Annotated in this window: 19 protein-coding genes and 1 tRNA gene; 4 read left to right on the top strand and 16 right to left on the bottom strand. The window is 55.8% G+C overall.

Annotated elements, in window-relative coordinates:
- Positions 1 to 4 precede the first annotated feature (4 nt).
- Positions 5 to 439, top strand: coding sequence for a type II 3-dehydroquinate dehydratase (gene aroQ / locus Q0903_RS16215; protein WP_299417071.1), 435 nt, complete (start codon positions 5 to 7; stop codon positions 437 to 439).
- Positions 436 to 1,191, top strand: a complete 756-nt coding sequence (locus tag Q0903_RS16210; RefSeq protein WP_299417070.1) for a LuxR family transcriptional regulator — start codon at positions 436 to 438, stop codon at positions 1,189 to 1,191. The genes aroQ and Q0903_RS16210 overlap by 4 nt, the downstream gene beginning before the upstream one ends.
- 389 nt (positions 1,192 to 1,580) lie before the next feature.
- Here Q0903_RS16210 and tsf read toward each other — a convergent pair whose 3' ends face one another.
- The 5 genes from tsf to Q0903_RS16185 form a co-directional block, all read right to left on the bottom strand.
- Entirely contained in the window at positions 1,581 to 2,456 is an 876-nt protein-coding gene (tsf, locus tag Q0903_RS16205; protein ID WP_299030469.1) for a translation elongation factor Ts, read from the bottom strand.
- Positions 2,457 to 2,535: 79 nt separating this feature from the next.
- Positions 2,536 to 3,324, bottom strand: coding sequence for a 30S ribosomal protein S2 (gene rpsB, locus Q0903_RS16200; RefSeq protein WP_299030466.1), 789 nt, complete (start codon positions 3,322 to 3,324; stop codon positions 2,536 to 2,538).
- A 171-nt stretch (positions 3,325 to 3,495) separates the two neighbouring features.
- Entirely contained in the window at positions 3,496 to 4,329 is an 834-nt protein-coding gene (locus tag Q0903_RS16195; protein ID WP_299417069.1) for a lysophospholipid acyltransferase family protein, read from the bottom strand.
- Positions 4,326 to 5,090 (bottom strand): GNAT family N-acyltransferase, encoded by a 765-nt coding sequence (locus Q0903_RS16190; protein ID WP_299417068.1) that lies wholly within the window; start codon positions 5,088 to 5,090, stop codon positions 4,326 to 4,328. Before Q0903_RS16190 ends, Q0903_RS16195 begins: the two co-directional genes overlap by 4 nt.
- A 144-nt stretch (positions 5,091 to 5,234) precedes the next feature.
- Positions 5,235 to 5,417, bottom strand: a complete 183-nt coding sequence (locus Q0903_RS16185; protein WP_299417066.1) for a DUF3553 domain-containing protein — start codon at positions 5,415 to 5,417, stop codon at positions 5,235 to 5,237.
- Between the two features lie 33 nt (positions 5,418 to 5,450).
- Here Q0903_RS16185 and Q0903_RS16180 point away from each other — a divergent pair, with 33 nt between their 5' ends.
- Positions 5,451 to 6,047, top strand: a complete 597-nt coding sequence (locus Q0903_RS16180; protein WP_299417064.1) for a histidine phosphotransferase family protein — start codon at positions 5,451 to 5,453, stop codon at positions 6,045 to 6,047.
- Here Q0903_RS16180 and Q0903_RS16175 read toward each other — a convergent pair.
- The 11 genes from Q0903_RS16175 to Q0903_RS16125 all read right to left on the bottom strand — a co-directional run bounded on the left by Q0903_RS16175 (position 6,044) and on the right by Q0903_RS16125 (position 14,701).
- Positions 6,044 to 7,303 carry a glutamate-5-semialdehyde dehydrogenase gene (locus Q0903_RS16175; RefSeq protein WP_299417063.1) on the bottom strand — a complete coding sequence of 420 codons (1,260 nt, stop codon included), beginning with the start codon at positions 7,301 to 7,303 and terminating at the stop codon, positions 6,044 to 6,046. The genes Q0903_RS16180 and Q0903_RS16175 overlap by 4 nt on opposite strands.
- Positions 7,304 to 7,312: 9 nt before the next feature.
- Entirely contained in the window at positions 7,313 to 8,419 is a 1,107-nt protein-coding gene (gene proB / locus Q0903_RS16170; protein WP_299417061.1) for a glutamate 5-kinase, read from the bottom strand.
- A complete protein-coding gene (gene obgE / locus Q0903_RS16165) occupies positions 8,407 to 9,441 on the bottom strand; it encodes a GTPase ObgE (RefSeq protein ID WP_299030448.1) in 1,035 nt (344 codons plus the stop codon). The genes proB and obgE overlap by 13 nt, the downstream gene beginning before the upstream one ends.
- A 16-nt stretch (positions 9,442 to 9,457) precedes the next feature.
- A complete protein-coding gene (locus Q0903_RS16160) occupies positions 9,458 to 9,991 on the bottom strand; it encodes a GNAT family protein (RefSeq protein ID WP_299030445.1) in 534 nt (177 codons plus the stop codon).
- A gap of 2 nt (positions 9,992 to 9,993) precedes the next feature.
- Positions 9,994 to 10,596, bottom strand: a complete 603-nt coding sequence (locus Q0903_RS16155; protein ID WP_299417059.1) for a LysE family translocator — start codon at positions 10,594 to 10,596, stop codon at positions 9,994 to 9,996.
- On the bottom strand, positions 10,593 to 11,099 hold the full coding sequence (locus tag Q0903_RS16150; protein WP_299417057.1) for a GNAT family N-acetyltransferase: 507 nt from the start codon (positions 11,097 to 11,099) through the stop codon (positions 10,593 to 10,595). The genes Q0903_RS16155 and Q0903_RS16150 overlap by 4 nt, the downstream gene beginning before the upstream one ends.
- On the bottom strand, positions 11,096 to 11,653 hold the full coding sequence (locus tag Q0903_RS16145; protein ID WP_299417055.1) for a GNAT family protein: 558 nt from the start codon (positions 11,651 to 11,653) through the stop codon (positions 11,096 to 11,098). The genes Q0903_RS16150 and Q0903_RS16145 overlap by 4 nt, the downstream gene beginning before the upstream one ends.
- Before the next feature lie 102 nt (positions 11,654 to 11,755).
- The gene (gene rpmA / locus Q0903_RS16140; RefSeq protein WP_299030431.1) at positions 11,756 to 12,025 is read right to left on the bottom strand and encodes a 50S ribosomal protein L27; all 270 of its coding nucleotides are present in this window, start codon (positions 12,023 to 12,025) and stop codon (positions 11,756 to 11,758) included.
- Between the two features lie 11 nt (positions 12,026 to 12,036).
- A complete protein-coding gene (locus Q0903_RS16135; RefSeq protein WP_299030428.1) occupies positions 12,037 to 12,768 on the bottom strand; it encodes a 50S ribosomal protein L21 in 732 nt (243 codons plus the stop codon).
- Positions 12,769 to 13,012: 244 nt separating this feature from the next.
- Positions 13,013 to 13,858 carry a DUF2059 domain-containing protein gene (locus tag Q0903_RS16130; protein ID WP_299030426.1) on the bottom strand — a complete coding sequence of 282 codons (846 nt, stop codon included), beginning with the start codon at positions 13,856 to 13,858 and terminating at the stop codon, positions 13,013 to 13,015.
- Positions 13,859 to 14,701 (bottom strand): DUF2059 domain-containing protein, encoded by an 843-nt coding sequence (locus tag Q0903_RS16125; protein ID WP_366141511.1) that lies wholly within the window; start codon positions 14,699 to 14,701, stop codon positions 13,859 to 13,861.
- A 159-nt stretch (positions 14,702 to 14,860) separates the two neighbouring features.
- Between Q0903_RS16125 and Q0903_RS16120 the strand changes: the two genes are divergently transcribed.
- Positions 14,861 to 14,950 (top strand) — tRNA-Ser (locus tag Q0903_RS16120).
- Positions 14,951 to 15,238: the final 288 nt, after the last annotated feature.

The raw sequence follows: 15,238 nt of genomic DNA, 5'->3' as shown, positions 1-15,238 counted from the left end.
CTATATGCCCTCGGTCCTTGTTCTGAACGGTCCTAACCTCAACCTGTTGGGTCAGCGTCAACCAGAAGTATATGGCAGCACCACGCTGGCAGATATCGAAGCCGCCTGTACTGCGCATGCCGTAGACTTGGATGTTGCGTTTTTGCAGAGCAATCATGAGGGCGTGCTGCTGGATGCGATCCATGCTGCAAAAGGCGTCCATGGCGGTCTGATAATTAATGCCGGTGCCTATACCCATACCTCGATCGCATTAATGGACGCTGTAGCTTCGGTGGAGCTGCCAACAGTCGAAGTACATCTGAGCAATATCCATGCGCGCGAACCGTTCCGTCATGTCTCATACTTGTCCAAAGTGGCGATCGGACAAATCTGTGGGTTCGGGCCGCAAGGCTATCTGATGGCGCTTGATGCTTTGGCAGCGCGTCTGGCAACATCATGAGCCTGCGTAAGTATCTTCTTGGGGTTGCCAACAGCCAGAGCATCGAGACGCTCTGGGAAGCACATGTCGAGAAAATGGCCGAATACGGTTTTGACCGGCTTTTGTATGGTTTCACGCGCTACCGGACTTCGACGTCGTTGGGTGATCCGAGTGACTTTATCATTCTTACCAACCACAGCCGCGCGTATACCGACGTCTTTCTGGATGAAGGCCACTATTTTCATGCACCCATGGTCCATTGGGCGCTGGAAAACGAAGGTGCCAAAAGCTGGAAGCTGCTTGCAGAGATGGAGCGCACAAAAACGCTCAGCGCACCCGAGCGGCGTGTTCTGGAGTTCAACCGCGACATGGGGGTGACTGCGGGCTATTCGATCAGCTTCAAGGCTATTTCGGCACGATCAAAGGGTGCAATTGCCCTGACGGCCAAGGCGGGGATGGAGCAATCACAGATTGATGAGGTATGGACACAGCATGGCGCTGACATCACTTTGATGAACAATATCGTTCACCTCAAGATCCTCACCCTGCCCTATACAGCGCCCAACCGTTCGCTGACATCGCGCCAGCGTGAAGCACTGGAATGGGTTGGTGATGGCAAGACAACGCAAGACATCGCCATGTTGATGGGGCTGACAGCAGCTACCGTGGAAAAGCATCTACGCCTAGCGCGTGAGGCGCTGGCGGTTGAGACAACTGCACAAGCGGTTATGAAGGCTGCTTTTGCAAATCAGATGTTCATTTTGGACGTTTGAATCTCTGCATTAACCTTTGGTAAGGTATACCTTACTTTCCCTAGGGGAATTTTCAGGCCACATTCACCTTGTCAGATCGATAAAGCTTAGCTGGTTTGGCAGACGACTCGGAACTCTTTGTAATTACAAAGCTCTGTCGGGTCGCCGGCTCCAGTGGGTTTATTTCATACCCCGCTGGCCGGAGCAATGTTGAGGCCCCTACTCTCCCCAGAGTTGTCAATCGTTGGGGGCTTCAGGTTAACGCGGTGTCCCTGCCCGAGGGCCGCCGCGTTGGCTGTTTCTGGGCCTGAATGACACTGGGCATCAAGTTCTTTACACAGGCATCTGTGCAAACAGAAAAAGGCGAGGATTGCTCCCCGCCTTTTTGTATTCTTGAGATCGGAAAGGGTTTAGCCCTTTACCGCCTTTGCAACTTCTGCAGCAAAGTCTTCTTTGATCACTTCAATGCCTTCGCCAACTTCCAGACGCACGAAACCAGTGATTGTTGCACCTGCTTCTTTAGCGGCATCAGCCACAGTCAAATCAGGATTGATTACGAACTGCTGGTTCAAAAGTGTCACTTCGGACATGTACTTTTTCATGCGGCCAACGATCATCTTTTCGATCACCGCTTCAGGTTTGCCGCTCTCGCGGGCGATATCGATCTGAACCTGTTTTTCCTTCTCGACGACGGAAGGGTCGAGATCGTCTTCGGACAAAGAGGCCGGGTTCACAGCTGCGATGTGCATGGCAACCTGTTTGCCGAACGCATCGTCGCCACCGCTCATCGCAACGAGAACGCCGATTTTACCCATGCCGGGCGCCGCTGCATTGTGTACATAAGACACAACCAGATCGCCCTCGATCGCGGCCATACGGCGCACGGACATGTTCTCGCCGATCACGGCGACCGCGTCTGTCACTGTTTGCTCGACAGATTTACCGTTCATGTCAGCCGCTTTCAGGCTGTCGATGTCGGATGCGCCTGTGGCCACATCGGCAATGCCTGCAACCATTTTCTGGAAATCAGCGTTTTTGCCTACAAAATCGGTCTCGGAGTTGACTTCGACCGCGACACCGCGCCCGCCTTCAACCTTAACAGCCACAAGACCCTCCGCCGCGGTGCGGCCCGATTTCTTTGCTGCTTTCGCCAGACCCTTGGTGCGCAGCCAATCAACCGCTGCCTCCATATCGCCTGCTGTTTCGGTAAGTGCCTTTTTGGCGTCCATCATGCCCGCGCCGGTGGAGTCGCGGAGTTCTTTGACCATGGATGCTGTAATTGCCATCTCTATGGGTCTCCTATCTTGGTGTGAATGAATGAGGCGGGTTGCCCCGCCCCAAGTATCAACAGTATCGGCGCAGCGCTTAGCTGGCTGCGGGTGTCTCGGCGGCAGGTGCTTCTTCAGCGACCGCTTCTTCGACAGGTGCTTCTTCCATCGCCCCCAGATCGACGCCAGCAGCGCCCAGCTGTGCGGACATACCGTCCAAAGCGGCACGTGCCGCCAGATCGGTGTAAAGCGCGATAGCGCGTGCCGCGTCATCGTTGCCCGGAATGATGTAGTCGATGCCATCAGGCGAACAGTTGGTGTCAACCACGGCCACAACTGGAATGCCCAGCTTGTTGGCTTCGGCAATCGCCAGCTGCTCTTTGCGCACGTCGATAACGAAGATCAGGTCGGGACGACCGCCCATTTCGCGAATACCGCCCAGCGATGCCTGCAGTTTGCCCTGGTCACGTTCCATGCCCAGACGCTCTTTTTTCGTCAGGCCAGCGAAACCGATTTCGGATTGCTCGTCGATGTGCTTGAGACGCTGAATGGATTTGGACACAGTCTGCCAGTTGGTCAGCGTGCCACCGAGCCAGCGGTGGTTCATGTAATACTGTGCGCATTTCTCTGCGGCTTCGGCAATCGGCTGTGCAGCCTGACGCTTGGTGCCAACAAAAAGGATGCTGCCGCCTTTGGCGACTGTATCACGGATGATTTTCAGCGCATCGTCCAGCATTGGGACGGTCTGTGTCAGATCCATGATGTGGATGCCGTTGCGCGCGCCGTAGATGTACGGACCCATACGTGGGTTCCAGCGCTGCGTCTGGTGGCCAAAGTGTACGCCTGCTTCGAGCAGCTGACGCATGGAGAACTCAGGAAGAGCCATGTCGTTATACCTTTCCGGTTTAGCCTCATCGGGGGAATGATACGCGGATGCGCACCAACCGGCGGAACCTGCGGGATTTCTCCCCACGTGTCCCATCCCCGACTGCGGGATTAAGTAGGGCGCGCTTAGCGCAGAGTGGCACAGTGTGCAAGTGCAAAAGCACCTGTGCGCCTACTGCGCGGCCAAGGCTTTGGTATGGGCCGATCTCACGGATGCCTCGCAGGCTGCTGCCAGTGCCTTGCGATCGGGAAATTCAGCAACTTTCAAAGGCGTGCAATATGTAACACTGACTGACCCGGGCCGTGCAGGTGCAAGAGTGGCCAGCAGATGCGCCCCAAACTCCATACTTCCCCACCAGCCGTAGAACCGTTGGTCGGTTCCGTATGGTGCGCGGTAAACAACGGCAACAGGCTGCACATAGATTTCTTCGCGCAGATTAGGTGCGAGGAATGCTTGAAACAGCGTGGTTTTGAAGGGCAGAACTTGCAAACCGTCCGTGCTGGTCCCTTCAGGGAAGAACAACAGCTTATGCCCAGCCAACAGGCGTTGCTCGAACATCTGCGTCTGGGCGCGTGCACGTGCTGGGTTGCGCTCGATAAACACTGTGCCGGTTGCCCGTGCCAGCCATCCTATTCCGGGCCATTTGGCGACTTCTGCCTTGGAGACAAAATAGATGCGTTTGGCCGCGTTCAGCGCAAAAATATCGAGCCAGCTGGAGTGGTTCGCAACCACCGCGCCGCGGTGCGTCATGGGCGTGCCACTGATCGCAAACCCCATCCCCAGAATGCGAAACGCACTGCGGCACACAAATTGGGTGATGTATGGCGTGATGGGCCGATGCTGACCGTATAGCGGCCATTCAACTAGACGCAGGGCAAGCAGGCAAATCAATCCACCAAAGACCAAAACAATCAGGACTGCGCCCCGCAGGAACACACGCAACCAGCCCGCCAGATCAGTTTTTGGCATGTCGGGGTGCGTGCCTTTATCCCATGTCGGGCTCATGATGTACGCCCACCATAGATTTTGGCCTGCCGCGCGTTAAGCTGGGCTGTGTCCATCAGCAAACAGACATCGGTTGTATTGAAGCTGTGATCCACAAATGCCCCCTCGCCCACACATCCACCCAATCGCAAATACGCTTTGATCAGGCTGGGCATCTGTACCATCGCAGCGCGACGGTCAAGCGTTTCCGGCTTGATGAGGTCCATCCGCTGAAATGCGGTGTCATGCGCTCTGACCCGCAATTCGCGCGGGGCCAGATGGCGGTCGTGCAACAAAGACAGCGGAGCCGCCAGTGCATTGATGTCGGTCCCGTGAAAGCTCGCTACACCAAAAAGAACATCAATAGAGTGCTGGGCCACATAGTCAGCCAACCCTGCCCAAAGGCAATGCAGTGCCATGCCGCCGCGATATTCGTGGTGCAGACACGAACGCCCCAGCTCCAGTATGCGCCGCCCCGAGGATTTGAGCAGGGTGAGATCGTATTCGCTTTCGGAATAGAACCCGCCCGCTTCTTTCGCCTGAGGTTCGCGCAGCAGGCGGTAAACGCCAATGACGTCGGTACTTCCTTTCGGCATGAGGATCATGTGGTCGAAATAGGGATCATACCTGTCGCGCTCTAGCTGCTGGTCGTGATCAACCAATGGGCCAGCGGCCCCCAGTTCACGTACAAACACCTCATACCGCAACCGCTGGGCGGCTTGCAGCTCGCTTTCGGTTTCGGCCAGTTTGACGGTGAATTCTGCCCTGCCCTGACGGGTCATGACGTGCCTCGCGCAGTTAGGGGCGCAGTGTGTTGCTCTCTGGTCTGATCTGGATACCACATTAGAGATACATGAATACAACCTAAAGTTGACACACTTTGCGCAAATTGACTCGTTACGAAGTGTTAACCCTTTTCTGTAACGTTAACCATCAAACACAGGCATTAACGCGACCCTGCTGCTGTCTATCACGATCTTCCCCGCTTCTCTGAAATTCACCGTAAGTTTGCCGCCGATGTTACTCTGAACCTGCCCAACACCCCAATCCGGCATCATCGGATGCCGCACCAACATTCCCGGCGTCAAAATTGCGTTGAGATCATCCATCCGTATTTCCTCTTTCGTCAGGAGACTGTCCATATGGGCCAAGATTCTAATTTTGCCACGCTGATTGGCAGCAGGATTTGCCATGACCTGATATCGCCTATCGGTGCTATCAACAACGGCATCGAGTTGCTTGAAATGAGCAAACCGTCAAGCGGTCCTGAAATGGCACTTATCTCGGAAAGTGTGAACAACGCCAGTGCGCGCATCCGGTTTTTCCGCATTGCGTTTGGTGCAGCGGCGGGTCAGATCGTCGGGCGACCGGAAGTGACCTCTATCCTCAAAGATGTATATGCAGGCGGGCGCCTGACAGTGGCATGGGGACCACTTGATGGCCAGCCACGGCGGATGGTGCGGCTCGCGTTTCTGGCGCTGATGTGTCTGGAAACAGGTATGCCATTTGGCGGGCGGATCGAGATCGCGCAAGACGGCGAAGATCTCGAGTTGACGGGCCATGGCGACAAACTCAATATTGACGCAAGCTTATGGGAGATGCTCACGACAGGAGCACCGACATCCGAAGGATTGCGCCCTGCCCATGTTCAATTTGGCCTGCTGCCCGTCATTGCGCACGACGAGGCCCGCAACCTGCGTGTCACACTCACTGATACGCGGATCACCATGCGTTTCTAGGCGCGCACTGTACCTTCACCAACAACCAGATATTTAAAGCTGGTCAGCTGCTCGGCTCCTACAGGGCCGCGCGCGTGCATCTTGCCTGTCGCGATCCCGATCTCTGCTCCCATCCCGAACTCTCCGCCGTCCGCGAATTGGGTCGAGGCATTGTGCATGACAATCGCACTATCAAGAGTGTTCATAAACGTCCCAGCCGCAGTTGCGTCCTCGGTCACGATGCAATCGGTGTGGTTGGAGCCATATCGCCTGATATGCGCAATCGCTTCGTCAATGCTGCCGACTTCGCGCGCAGCAATAATCATATCCAGAAATTCCTGCCCCCAGTCACTTTCTGTTGCGGGTGTCACGCCAGCAATGCGTGTAAATGCGCTGTCTGCGCGTACTTCTACACCCGCGTCGAGAAGCGCACGGACAAGCCCTGCACCTATGGAGGCACTTATGTCCTTGTGGATCAACAAACACTCGGCCGAGCCGCAGATCCCTGTACGCCGCGTTTTCGCATTCAGCACAATCTTCAACGCTTTTTCCGCATCCGCCTCGGCATCGATATAGATATGAACGATGCCCTCAAGATGGGCAAAGACAGGCACACGGGCCTCGCGCTGGACCAGACCAACAAGCCCTTTACCGCCACGCGGCACAATCACGTCAATCGTATCAGTCATGGTCAGCATTTCTTGCACCGCTCCGCGATCACGGGTGGGAACAAGCTGTATTGCGTCTGCTGGTAAGTCAGCATGGCGTAGACCTTGTTGCAGGCAGCTGTGCAAAACCTGGCTACTGTGAAAACTCTCTGAACCGCCCCTCAGGATAACGGCATTGCCCGCCTTGAGGCACAGCGCGCCTGCATCAGTAGTCACGTTGGGGCGCGATTCATAAATCACACCAATGACCCCAAGCGGCGTGCGCACGCGACGGATATTCAAACCATTGGGCTGATCCCATTCTGCCAGCACCTCACCCACAGGATCGCGTTGCTCGGCTATGGCGCGCAACCCGTCTATAATGCCACGCAAGCGGTCCTCGTCCAGCTTGAGACGGTCCAGCATCGCAGGGCTGAGGCCTTTTTCAGCGCCATAAGCCATGTCTTTTACATTAGCTTCGTAGATTTCCTCACGCATCCGCCACACGGCATCGGCGGCAGAAATGAGGGCTGCATGTTTGCGTTCGGCGGTAGCAGTGGCCAGCACGGTTGCGGCGGCTTTTGCGCGGGCGCCGATGTCTGCCATCAAGGCGGTGATGTCTTGGGTCATTTCGTATCCTTACAATGCCATGTCGTCACGGTGGATCAGGGCAGCACGGCCTGGATAGCCCAACAACGCTTCGATCTCCGCGCTCTGATGTCCTTTGATCTGTTCGGCCTCAACTGCGGAATAGCGCGCAAGCCCGGATCCGATACGCGTGCCATCAGCACGCAACAGGGCCACGGCATCGCCACGCTCAAACGCGCCAGAGATCGCTGTAATGCCTGCTGGCAACAGGCTGGTCCCCCGCGCCAATGCAGCGACTGCACCCGCATCCAGCGTGAGCGTGCCTAGCGGTTTCATTGCAGCGATCCAGCCCTTGCGCGCTGCTTGGGGATCGGTGTGCGCGGTAAACCATGTGGCATTCGCCCCCGCTGCCAGCGCAGAAAGCGGGCGCAAGGCAAAGCCATCTGTAATTGCCATCGCGCATCCAGCCGACACAGCAGTTTTGGCGGCCATCAACTTGGTTTTCATACCACCTTTGCTAAGCCCGGAGCCCGCATCGCCCGCCATTGCTTCGATTTCGGGAGTAATCTTGTCTATCGTGTCATAGCGTTTTGCGGTGGAATCCTGACTGGGATTGGCGCTATAGAACCCGTCCACGTCGGACAACAGGATCAGCTGGTCCGCACCTACAGTCACTGCGATCTGTGCTGCAAGCCGGTCATTGTCGCCAAAACGGATTTCATCCGTGGCGACAGTATCGTTTTCGTTCACGATAGGCACCGCACCCAAAGCCAACAGCGTCTCTAACGTCGCGCGGCTATTGAGGTAGCGGCGACGGTTTGCGCTGTCCTCCAGCGTCACCAGAACCTGTGCAGTGGTAATCCCGTGCGGAGCCAAAACTTCTTCATATGCACGGGCAAGGCGAATTTGCCCTACAGCCGCTGCTGCCTGCGATTGCTCAAGCGCAAGCGAGCCATCGCCTAACCCCAGCACCCCGCGCCCCAAGGCGATGGACCCTGACGAGACAAGAACAACATCTGCGCCCGACTGCTTGAGCCAGACCACGTCTTGCGCCAGCCCTGCCAGCCAATCCGCCCGCAATGTGCCTGTGGTACGGTCAACCAGTAGTGCCGAGCCGATTTTGATTACGATACGTTTTGCGTCAGTCAAGGCTGCCAAGGAGCTTCCTCCTCGGCAGGTTTCTGGCGCAAACGGTCATCGTCAATCTCGCCGCGCAAAGCACGCAAGACCTCGACCGTGTTGGTTTGTGCAACACCTGACATCGGCATCACAACGCCATTGCATGCTTTTTTCAATTGTTTCATGGCGCTTGCCTGCTCTTCCTCATCCAGAGCATCAATCTTGTTCAGGACTGTAATCCGAGGCCTGTCAGCCAATTCGCCGCCATAAGCTTCTAGTTCACCAATGATCGTCTCGTAATCCTCAACCAGCGTGGGTGACGTACCATCCACCAGATGAAGCAAAACCGCACAGCGTTCCACATGACCCAAAAACCGGTGACCCAGCCCTTTGCCATCATGCGCACCCTCAATCAGCCCAGGAATATCCGCGACGACGAATTCCGTGTTGTCCACACCGACCACGCCCAGATTTGGGTGGAGTGTGGTAAACGGATAGTCTGCAATCTTGGGCCGTGCATTCGATGTAGCTGCCAGAAAAGTGGATTTGCCAGCATTCGGAAGACCCAGCAAACCTACATCGGCGATTAATTTCAGGCGCAACCAAAGCGTGCGCTCCACCCCGTCTTGACCCGGGTTCGAGCGGCGGGGCGCTTGATTGGTCGCCGATTTGAAATGCAGGTTACCCCAGCCGCCATTGCCACCACGCGCCAATTGCACCCGCTGGCCTAGCTCTGTCATGTCGGCAATGACGGTTTCCTGATCTTCGTCCAGAATTTCCGTGCCAACGGGAACCCGCAGCACGATGTCGTCGCCATCTTTGCCGGTGCGTTGCTTGCCCATGCCAGGCTGGCCGTTTTTTGCGAAAAAGTGCTGCTGATACCGAAAGTCGATCAGCGTATTCAGCCCGTCCACCGCTTCGGCCCAGACGGTACCACCACCGCCGCCGTCACCCCCGTCAGGACCGCCATATTCAATGTATTTTTCGCGCCGAAACGACACACAACCGCCGCCACCGGCACCTGAGCGAATATAGACTTTGGCAAGATCGAGGAACTTCATGTTTTATCCTAAGGGTTTACAGCAGTTTCTTGCTGTAGGTCCATGTGGGTACGGTGGCGTTTCGAGCCAGACAGAATGTTTCGGCATCACCCAAATAGGCAAAACCCGTGTTTGTCAGTACTTTGGCAGAGGCAGGGTTGTCATGGAAGACCGATGCAAACATTGCATCGTTGCCAAGAGGATTGCCTGTCACGATCGCTTGCACCGCGTCCGAGGCAATGTGGGTATTCCAGAACGGCGGTGCGACCCAATAGCCGATTTCAGACTGATTGCGATCAAGGCGCGTCAGGCTAATAACACCCATCACCTCGTCACCGTTATCGGTACCGCCGTCCATTACCCATACATCCTCCTCACGGATCGGCGCCATTGCACGCTCGATGAAACCGGCAATCAAGCCCGGTGGCAGCGGGTGCGGCAAGCGGGGTGTGTGCATGGCCAGACGGCTGTCCGCTGCGTAGTGCTCGATCCGCGTAAGGTCGGACATGCGTACAGGCCGCAGGACGAACCGTGCGGTGGTCAGGGTGGGTTGGTTTGTTAGGGTATCCATGATCACAACGCTCCGCCAAATAGAACAAACAACACCGATGCGACGGTGAGGCCCGCAAGGGTCCACATCAAGTACGGCTCCGCCGCTGTACCGGAAACTGTGCGCGCAATCGCGCTGCCGCCCAACGTCCACAGCGGGTGCATCACCAACTGACAGCTTAGCAACACCGCTGCAACGGTTGCAGTTGCGGTGAATGTTGGAATGTCCGGTCCAACAAAGGCGGTAAAGCTGCCGACAATCATTGCCCATGCTTTAGGATTGAGTGGATGCACAATGAGGCCCGCAAGAAAACCAGGTGCTGTCTGTGCCCCGTCGCCCTGCCCCAGACGCAGGTTTGCTACCTTCCACGCCAGCCATATGATATATGCCGCCGAAATATACTTGAGCGCGCTAAAAACTGCTGGCGCCGCCTCAGCCAGCTCCATCAGGCCATAGCCGATAGGCCAGATAATCAATTGTTTGCCAAGCGCCACGCCAAACACAAAAGGTAGTGCTGCCCGAAAGCCAAAGCGCGCACCGGTCGCCATAAGCGCCATATTGGCCGGACCAGGCGTGCCGATCTGGGAGGCCGCAAAAACTGCGAAAGGCAAGAGTGCGATGCTCATGTTAACTGCTCCCAGCGTTGTTTGGTCAGCACGACCGACTTTCCAGCGATTTCCGCGTTGCGTGATTTGATCTGCAGCAAGGTATTGCCCACGATCTCAAAGCCGAGCTTTTCCAGAACGCGGGCGGAGCCGTGGTTGTCATCGATGTAGCTTGACTTGACAGGGGTATCGAAGCTGGAAAAGTGCTGGGTCAACAGCGGTTTAGCCGCCTCTGTTGCATACCCCATTCCCCAGTGCTCTTTCGCGATCCAATAGCCCAATGTGTTTCCCAGACCCATCGCACCAACAAGCGGACCATCTTTCAGACAAACGGCAAGCGCATCCTGCGCTCCTTCGGCAATAAACCATTCTGCATCTGCCTGAAGATAGGGAAAAGGCACCATAAGCAGACCACGGCTCATTTGTGGATCATTCAGTGCAGCTGCGATAGCAGGCGCGTCGCTGGGCCCGAACGGGCGCAGGATCAAACGTCGTGTCTGGATGGAAGGGGGCAGATGTTTCACCCGACCACCCCTTTGTATTCAGTCTCCAGCAGTCCCATTAACAGATCATCGTACCACTTGTCGCCCACCAACGCAGATTCCCGTTCGCAGCCTTCCAGCACAAAGCCTACCTTTTTATACGTCGCAATGGCACGATCATTGTACGACAGCACACGCAACGACAGCCGGTGCAAACCTAATGCGTTAAATGCCTCGGCCAGCAACAGGTGCAACGCCCGTGTGCCATAGCCTTTTCCAAAGTCCTTGGGGTGCAGCAGGCCCATGGCAAGGATGGCCCGCTTGTCTATCTTGTTGACCCCATGCAGAAAAATTACACCGCTCAGGCGCCCGTCAACATCGATGAACCACGAGTTTGGATTAGCCTGATGGTACTCTACCCATTTTTCGGCCTTGTCATGCGTGATGGGCTCAACACTGCCCTTCTTCGCGCCATACATGTGCTGTATTTCTGCGTGATTACCTGCGGCAACCCGTGCGTGCACATCATCAGCTCTCGGTACGCGCAGGCACAGGTTCCCATCGGTGAGAGTGGGACGTGTCTGTGTATCAGTCATAAGATCTCTCCTTTCGATCTGGGATTATGCTTGCGTTACAATATAAAAAAGGGACCGGCGTTTCCGCCGATCCCTGAATGTGTCTCATCGTACGGGTACGGCTTATTCAGCAGCTTCCGCTGCCGGTACGATGGAAATGAACGTGCGGTTTTTCAGGCCCTTGTGGAACTGAACGTTGCCGTCAACAGTTGCAAAAATCGTGTGATCCTTACCCATCCCGACGTTCTGGCCAGGCCAGAACTTCGTGCCGCGCTGACGCACGATGATGTTACCAGGAACGACAACTTCGCCGCCATATTTCTTTACGCCAAGGCGACGACCAGCTGAGTCGCGCCCGTTACGGGATGAGCCGCCTGCTTTTTTGTGTGCCATTAGGTCTCTCCTTAGCCTTTTGCCAGTTCTTTAGCTTGTTTGATCCACTCTTCGCGACCAACACGCCCTTTGAACGACAGTTTCTCTTCAATAGCTTCCACATCCGCATCTGTCCATGCTGCGATCTGAGCGAAAGTAGTAATACCTTCTGCGTGCAGCTTGCCTACGATGACAGGACCTACGCCAGAAATGGTCGACAGATCGTCACCATCTGTGGCGGCAGCTTTTTTCGCCTTGGCAGGCTTCGCTGCGGGCTTTTCTGCTTTCGGTGCTTCGGCTTCTTTGGCGGGCTTCGCTGCTTTTGCAGGCTTGGCCGCTTTGGCTTTCTTGGCGGGGGCTGCATCTACAGATTTACCTGTAATCGCCGCGACAGCTGCTGCGGAAACAGAACCTGTACCGATTGCTGCTGCAACACCGGATTTGCCTGCGCCAGATGCGAGGATGTCTGTAATCTTCACCAGCGTCAGCTTTTGACGGTGGCCTTTCGTGCGCTTGGAGGAGTGCTTCCGGCGGCGCTTGACGAAGTGGATAACTTTCTCGCCTTTGATCTGGTCAACGACTTCGGCTTGTACGCCTGCGTCTTCGATCATAGGTGCGCCGACTTGGGGGTTGTCACCACCCAGCATCAACACTTCGTTAAACTGCACGGTTTCACCGGCAGAGGCCGCAATACGTTCAACGCGCAGCATATCGCCCGACTGAACTTTATATTGCTTACCGCCTGTTTTCAGGACCGCAAACATAGGTCTTCCTTCACATTTTCCGCGTCTTGTGGTCCCCGTATCGGGTGTTCACGGATCAGGTCAAAGCCTTGATCCACCTCGGACAGCGCGCCCTTGGGGCGTCATTAAAATAGGCCCGAACACGCAGAACGCCTGTCGGGATGGCGGCTTATCAGGCGATTACGGGTGTAAGTCAAGCGCCTAGGCGGGAATTGAGCGACAATTGCAGTGTGATGTTGGGCCCGCATAGCAAGGCCACCACCGTCTACAGCTCTTCCGCTGCCATATTCAGCGCCATCGCCCGACCGATCGCGTAAGAGATATCCTCATAGAGCGGGTCAAACCCTGCGAACAGTCCTGCGTTCAGGGCCTTACCCGCTGGGGTTTCGGAGAATTCTGCATAGACGTTCAGCTCATCTTCGCTCAACGGGCTATAGGCCAGCAGCATGAACGCACCGAGCCAATTGAGTGTATCTGCTGTAATCTCGTCCCGCTCGGACAGAACATCTGACAGAATTTCATCGTCTGTCATGACATAAACATTGCCGTCAACCAGTGCGCGCAGAAAGTTATAGTTGGAATTAAGCGCAGAAGTGACGTTTCGGTTGATGAGATCGCCAGCATCAATCATGCGATTGATCTGGGAAATGCGCGGATCACTACTGCCTTGAAGTGCGGCAAATCTCGCGCGTGCCTCTTCCTCGACCGCAGGCTCCGCCAAGGCCCGTCTTGCAGAATTCTCAAGCGTTATGATCCGTGATCCCAGATCGGAGGCGAAAAACGCGATTGCGTCTTCAAGTACGTCACCTTCCAATGCAGGCTCCAATCCCGCACGGATACCTTCTATAATGCGTTCCGGATCATAAATGCGGACAACCTGCTGTGTCCACGCGGGGCCGCCCTGCCCCTCAAGCCAGTCGCGGTCCAGCGTCGCGCCGAATTCTAACCCTTCGATATGCAGGATTTGGCCTAGTTCGCGCACCTGCAGCACATCCATCAGCACCGTATGTCGCGCACCGGCCCAGAGCGGCATCGCCACAAGCACCGCACAGCACACGGCCAGCACCGCCCGAAACCGGCTCATCTGCTGGGCATAGGACCGCAGCAGCACTTACAAATCCTGACTGGGTTGCATCACACGCAAACGGTCGGCCACAGCTTCGAAGCGGTTTGCCATGATTTCGTATTGGACTGCATTCATCAGTGCGTAGACTTCTTTCATGTCGGGATGCTCCAGTGCCTCGGCATAGGCGATCATCTCGTCATCCGAGAATGCCTGATAGGTGTAGGCGGCTCCTTCCAGCGCACTTTTTCGCAGACTGGTTCGCAGTTCGGATTCTTGCGATCGCATTGCCTCCCGCAGATCAGGTTCGTCCATCTGCAGTTCGATCACCCCTGCCCCTGCGGCGGCCAACAGAAATCTGATCTGCACTTCCTGAATAGAGCGCAACGCATTTTCCTCGCTGCCGCTGGCGCCATTGAGCCGCTCGAGTATCGCAACGCGGGGGGAGCCGATGCTGCGCAACCCTTCGATGATCTGCCCGCCGCTTTCGGATTTCAGACCGTCTTCCTCGATCATATGGGAGTTGTTCTCAACCACCACCAAACGCTGCCCCAGATCGGACGCGTAAAAGCCGGCTGCGTGCGCCAACAGCGTGTCCGATAGCGTCTTTTCCAATATGTCGATGGCCATGTTGTGCATAAGCTCTGTCTGGAACACCTCTGCAACCAGACGCTTCCATTCTGAACCAAAATCCTCGGCCTGAAGGCCCAGCATCTGCGGAGCCGCATCAGCGGACAATGTGATGCTCTCAAGAGCTACATCAAACCCTGTGACCTCCAGAAACGCTTCCAGTTTTTCACGCGGCGGTGCTTCGGCTTGTGCGGCCATGCTGCCCAGCATCAGGGTAAGTGCAACAAGGGGAAGTATCAGGAAGTGGCGGATCATCTGCATGCGCTGTCCTTTTCTACGTTTCGGCCATAAACTAGTCTTTCTGCAAAGCTCTGCAATGGAAAACCCAGAACAGCTTTGCTTGGTGCGCAAAGAACTGCAAAGACGCTCTTGCCCCAGCCTCAAATCCCGCCTAAACGAGCGCCACAAGACCCCAAGCGCGGAGAGGTGCCGGAGTGGTCGAACGGGACGGTTTCGAAAACCGTTGAGGGTGCAAGCCTTCCCAGGGTTCGAATCCCTGTCTCTCCGCCACATTTCTACATCAGGGCCTCGTAGGGAAAAACGCCGGATTGTCTGAAATAAACCCTCACTCATCCTAACAGTTTGTCTCATTCCACGTCAAAAAGTTGCGTGCTGTTTCGCGTCACAATAAGATGGATCATAAATGTTCTGCACGTCTGAAAGCAGGCAAAATACGTAGTGACGCGTTTAGTAAAACCTTTGCTATCAGCACCCTAGGCTGGATTGCGAATTTTCGCGGGTAACCGCTGATCCTATTTCCGCAAGCGTTTATTCCACGGCCTGTGTTGACCAATGTTT

Origin of the sequence: uncultured Sulfitobacter sp. (assembly GCF_947502895.1) — a bacterium.
GTDB lineage: Bacteria > Pseudomonadota > Alphaproteobacteria > Rhodobacterales > Rhodobacteraceae > Sulfitobacter.
This window is presented reverse-complemented; position numbering and strand designations above follow the sequence as displayed.

Excerpts from the sequence above, each read along its gene's own strand:
- aroQ (WP_299417071.1), top strand. The coding sequence starts at position 5 with ATGCCCTCGGTCCTTGTTCTGAACGGTCCTAACCTCAACCTGTTGGGT.
- Q0903_RS16210 (WP_299417070.1), top strand. The coding sequence starts at position 436 with ATGAGCCTGCGTAAGTATCTTCTTGGGGTTGCCAACAGCCAGAGCATC.
- tsf (WP_299030469.1), bottom strand. The coding sequence starts at position 2,456 with ATGGCAATTACAGCATCCATGGTCAAAGAACTCCGCGACTCCACCGGC.
- rpsB (WP_299030466.1), bottom strand. The coding sequence starts at position 3,324 with ATGGCTCTTCCTGAGTTCTCCATGCGTCAGCTGCTCGAAGCAGGCGTA.
- Q0903_RS16195 (WP_299417069.1), bottom strand. The coding sequence starts at position 4,329 with ATGAGCCCGACATGGGATAAAGGCACGCACCCCGACATGCCAAAAACT.
- Q0903_RS16190 (WP_299417068.1), bottom strand. The coding sequence starts at position 5,090 with ATGACCCGTCAGGGCAGGGCAGAATTCACCGTCAAACTGGCCGAAACC.
- Q0903_RS16185 (WP_299417066.1), bottom strand. The coding sequence starts at position 5,417 with ATGGATGATCTCAACGCAATTTTGACGCCGGGAATGTTGGTGCGGCAT.
- Q0903_RS16180 (WP_299417064.1), top strand. The coding sequence starts at position 5,451 with ATGGGCCAAGATTCTAATTTTGCCACGCTGATTGGCAGCAGGATTTGC.
- Q0903_RS16175 (WP_299417063.1), bottom strand. The coding sequence starts at position 7,303 with ATGACCCAAGACATCACCGCCTTGATGGCAGACATCGGCGCCCGCGCA.
- obgE (WP_299030448.1), bottom strand. The coding sequence starts at position 9,441 with ATGAAGTTCCTCGATCTTGCCAAAGTCTATATTCGCTCAGGTGCCGGT.
- Q0903_RS16160 (WP_299030445.1), bottom strand. The coding sequence starts at position 9,991 with ATGGATACCCTAACAAACCAACCCACCCTGACCACCGCACGGTTCGTC.
- Q0903_RS16155 (WP_299417059.1), bottom strand. The coding sequence starts at position 10,596 with ATGAGCATCGCACTCTTGCCTTTCGCAGTTTTTGCGGCCTCCCAGATC.
- Q0903_RS16145 (WP_299417055.1), bottom strand. The coding sequence starts at position 11,653 with ATGACTGATACACAGACACGTCCCACTCTCACCGATGGGAACCTGTGC.
- rpmA (WP_299030431.1), bottom strand. The coding sequence starts at position 12,025 with ATGGCACACAAAAAAGCAGGCGGCTCATCCCGTAACGGGCGCGACTCA.
- Q0903_RS16135 (WP_299030428.1), bottom strand. The coding sequence starts at position 12,768 with ATGTTTGCGGTCCTGAAAACAGGCGGTAAGCAATATAAAGTTCAGTCG.
- Q0903_RS16125 (WP_366141511.1), bottom strand. The coding sequence starts at position 14,701 with ATGCAGATGATCCGCCACTTCCTGATACTTCCCCTTGTTGCACTTACC.